Source organism: Amycolatopsis sp. MEPSY49 (assembly GCF_051337345.1).
GTDB lineage: Bacteria > Actinomycetota > Actinomycetes > Mycobacteriales > Pseudonocardiaceae > Amycolatopsis.
Map to the genome: position 1 here is coordinate 170367 of NZ_JBDLYJ010000001.1, position 11298 is coordinate 181664.

Genomic DNA, 11298 nt, shown 5'->3' on the forward strand with positions numbered 1-11298 from the left:
TGTACGGAAGAACCGAACAAGAAAGCCGGAATCGTGAGATGGACGTGTCGCTCGGTGACGCCTTACCGTCGAAGACATGGCTGCCCCGACCTCCGAAACCACCGCAGAAGCGTTCTGGACCGACGCCGACCGCCACCTCGTGCGCTACGGCGGCGCCTTCACCCGCGAAATCATCGACCGCGCCGAAGGCAGCTTCGTCTTCACCGAAGACGGCCGCCGCATCCTCGACTTCACGTCCGGCCAGATGAGCGCGATCCTCGGGCACTCGCACCCGGAGATCGTCGACACCGTCCAGCGCCAGGTCGCGAAGCTCGACCACCTGTTCAGCGGCATGCTGAGCCGCCCGGTCGTCGACCTCGCGCGACGCCTCGCCGAGACGCTCCCGGCGCCGCTCGAGAAGGCGTTGCTGCTGACCACGGGCGCGGAGTCCAACGAAGCCGCGATCCGGATGGCGAAACTCGTCACCGGCAAGCACGAGATCGTCTCGTTCGCCCGGTCGTGGCACGGCATGACGCAGGCGGCGGCGAGCGCGACGTACAGCGCCGGCCGCAAGGGCTACGGGCCGGCCGTGCCCGGCAACTTCGCCATCCCCGCGCCGAACGCGTACCGCCCGGACTTCACCGACGCCGACGGCGGCCTCGACTGGCGACGTCAGCTCGACTTCGGCTTCGACCTGATCGACGCGCAGTCGGTCGGCAGCCTCGCGGCGTGCATCGTCGAGCCGATCTTGAGTTCGGGCGGCATCATCGAGCCGCCGCCGGGCTACTTCGCGGCGCTACGGCAGAAGTGCCGTGAACGCGGCATGCTGCTGATCCTCGACGAGGCCCAGACGGGCCTCTGCCGCACAGGGAACTGGTACGCGTTCGAGCGCGACGGCATCGTCCCGGACATCCTGACGCTGTCGAAGACGCTCGGCGCCGGCCTGCCCCTGGCGGCGGTGCTGACCAGCGCGGAGATCGAGCAGGAGGCCCACGACCGCGGCTTCCTGTTCTTCACGACGCACGTGGCGGACCCGCTGCCGGCGGCGGTGGGCAACACGGTCCTGGACGTCCTGCACCGCGACCGCCTGGATTCACGGGCGCTTTCGCTGGGCGCTTTGCTGCGCCGGGGCCTGGAGGAGATCGCGACCCGCCACGAAGTCGTGGGCGACATCCGCGGCCGCGGCCTGCTGGCGGGACTGGAGCTGGTAGTCGACCGCGAGACGAAGCGCAGTTCGGACGAGCTGGGCGCGCGAGTCACGCGGCGCTGCCTGGAGCTGGGGCTGCACATGAACATCGTGCAGCTGCCGGGGATGGGCGGGGTGTTCCGCATCGCACCGCCGCTGACGGCATCCGAAGAGGAGATTTCGCTGGGGCTGTCGATCCTGGACGAAGCCATCGGGGACGCCGTCAAGACACTCTGAAATCCGCTGGCCGGGCGCCGGGTTTTTTGTTAGCAATGACAAGGACCTGTCGCGAAGGAGCTACGCCATGGCTCTCGGCTTCCGCAGTCACCCGCTCACCGTCGACCTCCCGGTCATCGCGCTCACCCTCGCGGCGATCGCGCACTGGATCCGCGGTGCACCGGCGGACGCGCTGATCTTCCTCGTCGTCACGCTGGTTCTCCTCATCACCGAACGACCGCGCGCGGAGATCGCGGAAGTCGGGGAGCCGTTCCGGGTGCCGGGGTTCGCGGTGGTCGCGGCCGGCCTGCTGGTGCTGGCGTTCGGCCGCGACAGTGTGCCGGTGGCGGTCGCGATCTCGGCGATCGGCCTGGTCGCGTTGTTCGCCGAATGGCGTGACCCGTCGCTGCCGGTGGACCGACCGGTGCCGCCCCGGGCGTGGCTGTGGTCGGCGATCGCGCTGAGCTGGTGCGGCTGGGAACTGCTGTCGTTCGTCTACGAGCAGGCGGCGGGCGGCTTGTCGCTGACCCACCCGACCATGAGCGACCTGGTCGACCCGCTGCTGACCAGCCGGATCGTCCAGGCGCTGGCGATCACGGGCTGGCTGGCGGCGGGCCTGGCGATGCTCCGCGCGGCGGCCGCGGCGAGGCGGTCGTGAGCACCCGGGTCCTCACGGAGCTGGGGTTCGGCCTGATCGTCCTGGTCGCGATCGGGCTCGGGGTGGCGAGCCACGTGTGGCCGAAGCGGGTGCCGAAGCTGACGAGCGTCCTGGCGGTGGTGATGCGACGGCGAAGCGCGCGGATCGCGTTCGTGCTGGCCTGGTGGTGGGTCGGCTGGCACTTCTTCGTGGGGCATTGAAGAAGGCCTCCTTGCCGGCCCGGGGAGCTGGCAAGGAGGCCTCGTTCACGACGGCGTCAGAAGCCCGCCGTCACCTTGGTGAAGTCCCAGTCGTTCTGGGCGATGCCGCTGCACGCCGACTGGACGCCGCCGCCGGGGCAGCCTCGGTCGCGGTTGACCGACCAGAACGCCAGGCGGGCGATCTTGTTCGTCTTGGCCCAGTTCGTGATCTGGGTCCACGTCGACAGATCCGTCAGCTCCTGCTGGTCCGACAGCCCGTTCATGCCCGAGATGCCCAGGTGCGCGTACGCCGTGGCGTCGCTCCAGCCGAACGTCGACTTCAGCTTGTCCCGCAGGCCGTTCGCCGCGCTGACCGTGCTGTTGTACATGTTCGCGCCGCCGCCGAAGTCGAACGGCATGATCGTGAACACGTCCACGTTCGCGCCCAGCGCCTTCGACTGGTCGATGAGCCGGTTGCCGTAGTAGTTCGGGCCGGTCGTCGACGTGCCGAACGTCAGGATCGTCTGCACGCCCGGGTTGTTCTGCTTGACGATCTTCAGCGCGCCCAGGATGCGGTCCTGCACGGCCTCGTTCTCGAACTCGTCGGAGTTCTCGATGTCGATGTCGATCGCCTTCAGCCCGTACGCGTTGATCACCTGCTGGTAGGCGCCGGCCAGCGCGGCCGGCGTCGAGCAGTTCGGGCCGAGCTTGTTGCCGCTCCAGCCGCCGAACGACGGGACGACCTGGCCACCCGCCGCCTTGATCTGCGAGATCGCGGTGGCGTCGGCGCTGCCCGAGAGCGGACGGCTGCTGTCCCACGCCGGGTTGCAGCCACCGGAGGCGTTGATGAACGCCATGGTGAACCACTTGATCCCGGTCGCGCTCATCACCGTCTGCGGGTTCGGCGGGCTGCCCCAGCCCATGTACAGGTAGGGCGCGCCCCGGCCACCCGGCGGGGGCGGCGTCGTGGTGGTCGGCGGGGTCGTCGTCGTAGGCGGCGTAGTGGTCGTGGGGGGTGTGCCCCCGGCGGAGCACGAACCCCCGTTCAGCTTGCAGTTCGACGGCGCGACGTACGAACCGGAGTACGCCACGTTGAAGCCGAAGCTCGCGCTACCGCCGTTGGCGACGTTGCCGTTCCACGTGTTCTTCACCGTGACGTGCTGGCCGGACGCCGTGTAGCTGCCGTCCCACAGCGACGAGATCTTCGCACCCGTCGGCAGGTCGAACTCGACGGTCCAGGTGGCGAGCGTCGAGCCCGAGCCGTTGGCGATCGTGTACTTGCCTTCGTACCCGGTGCCCCAGTCGGAGCCCTTCGAGAAGGTCGCGGACACGCCGCCCGCCGCGTTCGCCGGGGCGATCACGAACATCGCGCCGATCGTGGCGGCCGCGGCCGCCAGCCCGAGTGCGGGCAACCACCGGCGCCTCATGACAGGCCGTTCTTCATCGCGGTGATGAGCTCGCCGCCCGTGGTGTCGCCGGTCAGCTCCCAGAAGAAGGCGCCGCCGAGACCCTGCTGCTTGGCGTAGGACATCTTGCCGCCGATGGTCGCCGGGGTGTCGTAGCTCCACCAGTTGCTACCGCACTTCGCGTACGCGGTGCCGGCGAACGTGCCGGTCGACGGGCAGGTGTTCTTCAGGACCTTGTAGTCCTCGATGCCCTGCTCGTACGTGCCCGGCGCCGGGCCGGTCGCGGTGCCACCCGGGGTCGACTGCGTGACGCCGGTCCAGCCGCGGCCGTAGAAGCCGATGCCCAGCAACAGCTTGCTCGACGGGACGCCCTTGCTCTTCAGCTTCTGGATCGCCGCGTCGGAGTAGAAGCCCGGCGTCGGGATGCCGCTGAAGTTGGTGAGCGGCGAGTGCGGGGCCGTCGGGCCCTGCGCCGCCCACGCGCCGAAGTAGTCGTAGGTCATCACGTTGTACCAGTCGACGTACTGCGCGGCGCCGCCGTAGTCGGCGACGTCGAGCTTGCCGCCGTTGCTGCCGTCCGCCGTGATGGCCGAGGTGATGAGGAACGACGAGCCGAACTTCGCCCGCAGCGCGCCCATCAGGTTCTTGTAGGCCGCGGCACCGCTGGTGTCACAGGAAAGGCCGCACGCGTTGGGGTACTCCCAGTCGATGTCGATGCCGTCCCAGATGTCCGCCCAGCGCGGGTCCTTCAGCAGGTTGTAGCAGGACTGCGCGAACGCGGCGGCGTTCTGCGAGGCCTGGCCGAAGCCGCCGGAGTAGGTCCAGCCGCCGAACGACCAGATCACCTTGAGGCCCGGGTGCAGCTTCTTCAGCTTGCGCAGCTGGTTGAAGTTGCCCGCGACCGGCTGGTCCCAGGTGTCGGCGACGCCGTCGACGCTGCCCGCGGCGTCGTAGGTCTTCTGGTAGTCGGCGTACGGGTCGTCGTTCGCCGTGCACTGGCCGTTCGTCACGTTGCCGAAGGCGTAGTTGATGTGGGTCAATTTGCCGGCCGAGCCCGACGTCTCGATGTTCTTGACGTGGTAGTTGCGGCCGTAGACGCCCCACTGCACGAAGTAGCCGACGTTCTTCAGCCCGCCGGTCTGCGGCGGCGTGGTCGTCGTCGGCGGGGTGGTCGGCGTGGTCGGGGTGGTGGTGGGCTGCGTCGGGGTGGTCGGCGTGGTGGTCGGGGTGCCGCCGCCGGCGTCGCAGGAGCCGCCGTTCAGCTTGCAGTTCGCCGGCGCCGAGTAGGTGCCGGAGTAGGCGACGTTGAAGCCGAAGCTGGCGGTCGAGCCGTTGCCGACGTTGCCGTTCCAGGTGTTCTTGACGGTGACGTGCTGGCCGGCCGCGGTGTAGCTGCCGTCCCAGAGCGACGCGATCTTCGCGCCGGACGGGAGGTCGAACTCGACCGTCCAGGCGGCCAGCGTCGAGCCGGAGCCGTTGTTGATCGTGTACTTGCCTTCATAGCCGGTGCCCCAGTCGGAGCCCTTGGTGAAGCTGGCGCCGACGCCGCCGGCGGCGCTGGCCGGCACGGTCACGAGACCGACCGCGAGCGCGCCGACCGCGGTGAACAAACCGAGGAGGTGCCATCTCTTTCTGGACATCGCTCTCCCTTGAGCCAGGTACGGGAAACGGCACGGCACCGCGGGGGACCGAGGCGGTGTTTTTCGCACCGTTTGCGAAGACGTTACGTGGTCCAGACCAATTAGGGAAGAACAACCACGGAGAGTGCCGACCAGGGGCTGACCAGCCGGGACGAAGGTCAGCTCACTGGTCCAGTCCAGTTACGGAAAGCAGCCGAACCCGGCGAACCGGGCTCGGCTGCGGGCCGGAGCGGCGTAGTGCCGGAGAAGCCCTTTCCGGTTACACCGGCCAGGTGTCGAGGATGGCGGGCTTCCCGTCCGGCCACCCCGGCAGCGGAATGCGGGGCAAGGAAGAGTGGATCACCTGCTCGATCGCCGCCCGGCCACTGGACGCGCCGCCGAGCATCGCTTGGGCGAGCAGACCGGACACCTTCGCGGCGGCGAACGACGCGCCGCTCCACGTGCTGAAGGCGAATTGGTCCCGCTCGACGAGCTGGGTGAGCAGTCTGAGCGTCCCCGCACCGTTGATGCGCTCCGCGGCCCAAGGCCGCAGCAGGGTGTCCATCGATTCCAGCGGTACCTCCACTCGCCCCACGCTCGGGCCGATGACCCCGCAGCCCGACGCGAACACGTCGACACCGTCCCACCAGCTGCAGAAGCTCGCCCGTGGCGGCATCAAGCCCGGGACCGGTGTCACCGACTCGTCGAGCGCCCCCACGGCGATCACCCGCTCGAAGTCCTCGGTGAACGCGGCGGGCCAGTTCTTGTCGGCGGTCCACCTGTTGGCGACCGCGGCGACGACCACGACGTCGGAATTGCACCGGAACAACTCGTCGAGCGCGCTCTTCAGTTCCGCCGGCTCCTGGTATTCCGCACCCGACGTGCTGAAGAACGAAAGGTTGACGACCCGCAGGTGCTCGACGGCAGCGAGTTCCCTGATGCACGCCGCGACCTTCGCGTCGACGTTTTCGCCGTCCGAAAGGTCCAAGCCGCGGCGTATGTCGATGGTCGCCGCCGAGGCCTTCGCCTTGATCAGTCCCGCGACGAACGTGCCGTGCCCGTCGTACCGACCCAGCTGCTCGCCACTGCGCGGCAACACGTCGGCGTGCTTCTCCCAGCCCGGGGCGAGGTTCCGTTCGATGTACGGGTGAGGTTTCCCGTCGAGCACGACCACGCCGGTGTCGACCACTCCGACGACAACGTCGGGCGAAACCGGGGTGCCCGGGTCCCACAGCCGGTTTTCGGTGTACACCTGGAATGTCGCGGCGCCGCCCTGCCGCCCACCGTCCTGAGTCATTCGTTGCCCCTCCCTGATGCGACCGACTACCTCTTCGCGATACAGATACTGTGACAACTCCGAGTGATACAGCGTAGCCGGAAGACGGCGCGAAAAATGACCACCGAGCAGGCCCTGGAAGCCGTCGACCTCGCCTACACCGCGCCGCCCCGGGCGTGCCGGCTCGCGCGGCTCGCGCTGGCCGGCGCCGATGGTGACCGCGAACCGGTCGCCGTGGCCGAGCGCGCCCTCGGCATGGCCCACACCGCCCTCGGCGACCTGGCCAAGGCGGAACAGCACCTGCTCACCGCGATCGAGACCGCGGACACCGCGGACTTGCCGGTCCGGGCGGCCGAGGCCCGGGGGTCGATGGCGTACCTGCGCTCGCTGACCGGCCGATTCGACGACGCCTTGGCGCAGATCAGCCGGGCCGAGCCCGCGTTGCACGGCCGGTCCCTGGCGCGGTTGCGGATGCTGCGGGCGCTCGTGCTGACCGAGGCCGGCCGGTTCGACGAAGCCGCGGAAGGGTACGCCGACGCGTTGGACGTGCTGCGCCGTGCCGGCGGGGACGCCGTACTGGAAGGCGACATCCGCAACAACCGCAGCCTCGTCCACGTGCACCGGTGGGACTGGCGGGCCGCGCAGGAAGACCTGGACCGCGCCGAAGCGTTGTACACCGCGAGCGGCCACCTGGGCAAGACCGCGACCGTGCACCACAACCGCGGCCTCGCCGCGGTGGCCCGCGGGGACCTGCCGGCCGCCCTCGCGGCTTTCGACGAAGCTGCCGACCAGTACCGCAGCTCGGGCCGGGACCCGGGATTGCTGCCGATCGAGCGGGCCGAAACGCTGCTCTCGGCGTTGCTGGTCAAGGACGCGCGGCAGGCGGCCGAAGTGGCCGTGGAGCGGTTCGCCGGCCAGCGCAACGCCGTGGACCTCGTCCAGGCCAGGTTGCTGCTCGCACGCGCGGCGCTGCTGGACGGCGACCTCGCGGTGGCGGCCGAACAGGCCGAGAAGGCGCGGCGGTCGGCGATCGGGCAGCGCCGCCCGGGCTGGGCGGCGCTCGGCGGCTACCTCGCCCTGCGGGCTCGCTGGGAAGGCGGGCAGCGGGGCGAGGCCACCATCCGCGCCGGGCGTCGCAGCGCCGTGGCGCTGGCACGCGCGGGCTGGGTGGTGGAGGCCCTGGACGCGCGGCTGATCGTGGCCCGGACGGCCCTCGAGGCCGGCCGGCTCGCCGTTGCCCGGCGCGAGCTCGCGCACCCGGCGTTCGCCCACCGCGGCCGTCCGGCGGAGCAGCAGGCGCGGGCTTGGCACGCGCGGGCCCTGCTCCGGCTGTCCGAAGGCGACCGGGCCGGTGCGGAAAGCGCGATCCTGGCGGGAATCCGCGTGCTCGAGCGGTTCCGGGCCGGCCTCGGCGCCACCGAACTACGGGTGCACGCCGCGGGCCACGCCGGTGAGCTGGCCCGCCTCGGGCTGCGGCTCGCGATGGCGGCGGGCGACCCGGAATCGGTGCTGACGTGGCTGGAGCGCTGGCGCGCCGGAACGCTGCTGTTGCGGCCCGCCCGGCCGGTCGACGACGCCGAGCTGGGACAACGGCTCGCCGAGCTGCGCCAGGTCGTGGCCGGCCTGGCCGCGGCCGCGGAGCGCGGCGGCGACACCGCGACCCTGGTGCGTCGGCAGGCGGCCCTGGAGTCGGCGATCCGTCGCCGGTCCCACCGCGTGAACGGCGAGCTCGGAGCCCAGGCCGGCGCGCTCGGCCCGGTTTCGGGTCTGCGGGCGGAGCTCGGCTCGTCGGCTCTGGTGGAGTACGTGGCGGCGGACGGTGAGCTGCACGCGGTCGTCGTCCGCGGCGATCGCGTCCGGCTGCACCGCCTGGGTCCGGTCGCCGGCATCGAGCACGAGCTGACCGCGTTGCGGTTCGGCCTGCGCCGGCTGGCCTACGGCACGGGCTCGGCAGCCGTGCCCGGCCTCGTCGTCCGGACGGCCGCCGCGCTGGACCGGTCGCTGGTCGAACCGCTGCTCCCGGACGTCGGCGACCGCCCGTTGATCGTGGTCCCGACGGGTTTCCTGCACGCGATGCCGTGGGCCGTGCTGCCCTCGTGCGCCGGCCGCCCGGTGTCGGTGGCGCCGTCCGCGGCGCTGTGGCTGCGCGCCCGCACCGCCGTCGCCGGCTCGACCGGAGCCCGGGTGTTCGCGTCCGGGCCGGGCCTGCCGCACTCGGTCGCCGAGGTGGCGACGCTGGCGGGCCGCTACCGCGGCGCCCGGCGGTTCACCGGCCGCAACGCAACGGTGGCTTCGGTGACGGCGGCCCTCGACGGCGCTGAGCTGGCGCACATCGCCGCCCACGGGCGGTTCCGGGCGGACAACCCGCTTTTCTCGGCCCTCCAGCTGGTCGACGGGCCGCTGACGGTCTACGACCTCGAACGGCTCACCCGCCCACCGCGGCACGTGATCCTGTCGGCGTGCGAGTCCGGCCTGCCGGTCGTCCGCCCGGGCGACGAACTGCTCGGCCTGGCCGCGGCCCTGCTGGCGATGGGGTCCACGAGCTTGGTGGCGAGCGTGGTGCCGGTCCCGGACGCCACCAGCCGACCGTTGATGTTGCGCCTGCACCGCCACCTACGCGCCGGCGCGGCCCCGGCGACGGCGCTGGCAAAGGCACAGCAGGACTTCGCGGACCCGGCCGCGGTCGCCGGATTCCTTTGCTACGGCGCGGGTTAGGTCGGCGCGCGCAAAGAAAGAAGCCCCCTCTCGCGAGGGGGCTTCTTTGCTGTCTCAACCAGACGTGCGCCCGAAGGGATTCGAACCCCTGACCTTCTGATCCGTAGTCAGATGCTCTATCCAGCTGAGCTACGGGCGCGTGTTCAGTTTTAACCTAGCACCCGGCGAACCGGGCACCAGCGGAGGCTCCGGGATTTGAACCCGGGAGGGGGGGTTACCCCCAACCGCATTAGCAGTGCGGCGCCATAGACCAGACTAGGCGAAGCCTCCTGGGCCCAACGACCACTGCTCAGATAGGTTACACACCCCCGGATCACCCCTGAACAGGACCCCCCTCACGCGCGTTGCAGCAGCCTGAGCAGGCGCGGAGACCGACCTCCGAGCCCCTCCGCTTCGAACGTCGCGATGCCCACCCGGGGCAGCTCGCGGACGCCCGGGTAGACCAGGTACCGGGGCACCCAGCGGGGCTGGAACTTCGCGTTGAACTTGTACAGCGTCTCGATCTGGATCCACCGCGAAAAGAAGTGCAGGACCTTCGCCGACATGCGCGCCACCGGGCCGGCGCCGATGCGCTGGCCCTGTTCCATCAACGCGCGGAACGCCGCGAAGTTGAGCGACACCTGCGAAATCCCGTGGCGGCGCGCCGCCAGCAGGAGCTCCGAGATCATCAGCTCGTTGACGCCGTTGTCGGCCGACCGGTCGCGGCGCATCACGTCCAGGGACAGGCCCGCCGAACCCCACGGGACGAACTGGAGCACGCCCCGCACGCGGCCGCCCTGTTCGGCTGTCACCAGGACCGAGCCCGGGTCGCCCATGCGGCCGAGCGCCATCGAGAAGCCGCGCTCGGTGTCCGTGCCGCGCCAGTTCGCCGCAAGGACCTCCAACTCCGCCAGCTCGCCCGGCCGCAGGTCCTCCGTGCGGCGCACCAGCACCTTGTAGCCCGCGCGCTTCGTGCGGGCCGCCGCCTGGCGGACGCCGCGCATGACGCGTCCGTCCAACGTGAACCCGTCGGCGTCGACGACCGCCTCGTCGCCGATCTCCAGGACCTCCAGGCCGAACCGGGCCCAGACCGTCGCGCCGAGCTCCGAGACGCCCATCGCCGCCGGGACCCAGCCGTTGCGGCGGCACACCTCCAGGTACTCCTCGATCGCGCCCGGCCACGCCTCGTGGTCGCCCAGCGGGTCGGCCGAGCACAGGGCCACCCCGGCGATCACGCGGTAGGTGACCGCGGCCTTGCCCGTCTTCGAGAACACCGCGAACTTGTCCCGCCGCAGCGCGAAGTAGCCGAGCGAATCGCGCTCGCCGTGCTCGTCGAGCAGCTTGCGCAGGCGGGCGACCTCGTCGTCGGTCAGGCGCGGCGCCGGCTCGGCCGAGCGCAGCAGGAAGTACGCCGACACCAGGACCGCGGCGAGGCCGAACAGCAGCCCGACGGCCGCGGTCAGGTCCTCCAGCCACATCTGGTGGAACACCGCCGGCCCGCTGGCCCCGACCAACGCGAGCGCGGACTCCGCCAGGCGGTCCGGGAAGCTCATCGGCGCCAGCACCGCGCGCGAGGCCACCGACAGCAGGATGACGTTGATCACGAACCCGGCCAGCGCCAGCTGCAGGAACACGCGCACCGCGCGCCAGCGCCCGACCACCGGGTCCGGCTTCGCGACGAAGTAGCGCCGGTTCGCGATCAGCCCCACCAGCAGCACGACGGACACCATCCCGGCGCCGAAGACGTGCCGCAGCCCGATGTGCGACACCGTGAGCAGCACCGTCGCGCCGATCGCCAGCTGCCAGGCCCGGCGCTTGCGGCGCCGCAGCCCGGCGGCCAGCAGCACCAGCAGCACACCCGTGACCAGCGCGACCGTGGCCGCCGCGACCGTGGCCTCCTGCGGCAGCTCCAGCCATTCCGACAGGTGCCCGCGCAGGTTGCGGCGCCCGGCGGGCACCAGGACCGACACGAGCGTCATCAGTCCGGCCAGCCGGGTCACCCAGGTGATCACCCCCACGGTGGTGGCTCCCGCCACCCGCCAGGTGGTCTGCGCGCGGGTCCCCGTCACCACCCGTACAACCCGT

The 11298-nt window shown here is 71.0% G+C and carries 8 protein-coding genes and 2 tRNA genes; 4 read left to right on the forward strand and 6 right to left on the reverse strand.

The window, feature by feature from the left end; all coding sequences use genetic code 11:
* Positions 1-76 precede the first annotated feature (76 nt).
* The 3 genes from ABFJ78_RS00935 to ABFJ78_RS00945 all read left to right on the forward strand — a co-directional run bounded on the left by ABFJ78_RS00935 (position 77) and on the right by ABFJ78_RS00945 (position 2239).
* Positions 77-1402, forward strand: coding sequence for an aspartate aminotransferase family protein (locus ABFJ78_RS00935; protein WP_436383606.1), 1326 nt, complete (start codon positions 77-79; stop codon positions 1400-1402).
* A gap of 67 nt (positions 1403-1469) precedes the next feature.
* Complete coding sequence (locus ABFJ78_RS00940) at positions 1470-2039, forward strand: hypothetical protein (RefSeq protein WP_436383607.1); 570 nt, start codon at positions 1470-1472, stop codon at positions 2037-2039.
* Entirely contained in the window at positions 2036-2239 is a 204-nt protein-coding gene (locus tag ABFJ78_RS00945; protein WP_364463248.1) for a DUF6186 family protein, read from the forward strand. The genes ABFJ78_RS00940 and ABFJ78_RS00945 overlap by 4 nt, the downstream gene beginning before the upstream one ends.
* Positions 2240-2295: 56 nt before the next feature.
* On the opposite strand, the gene ABFJ78_RS00950 is transcribed toward ABFJ78_RS00945, so the two are convergent.
* The 3 genes from ABFJ78_RS00950 to ABFJ78_RS00960 all read right to left on the reverse strand — a co-directional run bounded on the left by ABFJ78_RS00950 (position 2296) and on the right by ABFJ78_RS00960 (position 6540).
* Complete coding sequence (locus ABFJ78_RS00950) at positions 2296-3645, reverse strand: cellulose binding domain-containing protein (protein WP_436383608.1); 1350 nt, start codon at positions 3643-3645, stop codon at positions 2296-2298.
* A complete protein-coding gene (locus tag ABFJ78_RS00955) occupies positions 3642-5264 on the reverse strand; it encodes a glycosyl hydrolase family 18 protein (protein ID WP_436383609.1) in 1623 nt (540 codons plus the stop codon). The genes ABFJ78_RS00950 and ABFJ78_RS00955 overlap by 4 nt, the downstream gene beginning before the upstream one ends.
* 259 nt (positions 5265-5523) lie before the next feature.
* On the reverse strand, positions 5524-6540 hold the full coding sequence (locus tag ABFJ78_RS00960) for a S8/S53 family peptidase (RefSeq protein WP_436383610.1): 1017 nt from the start codon (positions 6538-6540) through the stop codon (positions 5524-5526).
* A 96-nt stretch (positions 6541-6636) separates the two neighbouring features.
* Here ABFJ78_RS00960 and ABFJ78_RS00965 point away from each other — a divergent pair, with 96 nt between their 5' ends.
* Positions 6637-9234 carry a CHAT domain-containing protein gene (locus tag ABFJ78_RS00965; RefSeq protein ID WP_436383612.1) on the forward strand — a complete coding sequence of 866 codons (2598 nt, stop codon included), beginning with the start codon at positions 6637-6639 and terminating at the stop codon, positions 9232-9234.
* Between the two features lie 65 nt (positions 9235-9299).
* Here the strand turns inward: ABFJ78_RS00965 and ABFJ78_RS00970 are convergent.
* From ABFJ78_RS00970 to ABFJ78_RS00980, 3 genes are all read right to left on the reverse strand, one after another.
* Positions 9300-9373 (reverse strand) — tRNA-Arg (locus ABFJ78_RS00970).
* 41 nt (positions 9374-9414) lie between these two features.
* Positions 9415-9504, reverse strand: a tRNA-Ser gene (locus ABFJ78_RS00975).
* 65 nt (positions 9505-9569) lie between these two features.
* Positions 9570-11285 carry a phosphatidylglycerol lysyltransferase domain-containing protein gene (locus ABFJ78_RS00980; RefSeq protein WP_436383613.1) on the reverse strand — a complete coding sequence of 572 codons (1716 nt, stop codon included), beginning with the start codon at positions 11283-11285 and terminating at the stop codon, positions 9570-9572.
* Positions 11286-11298 lie beyond the last annotated feature (13 nt).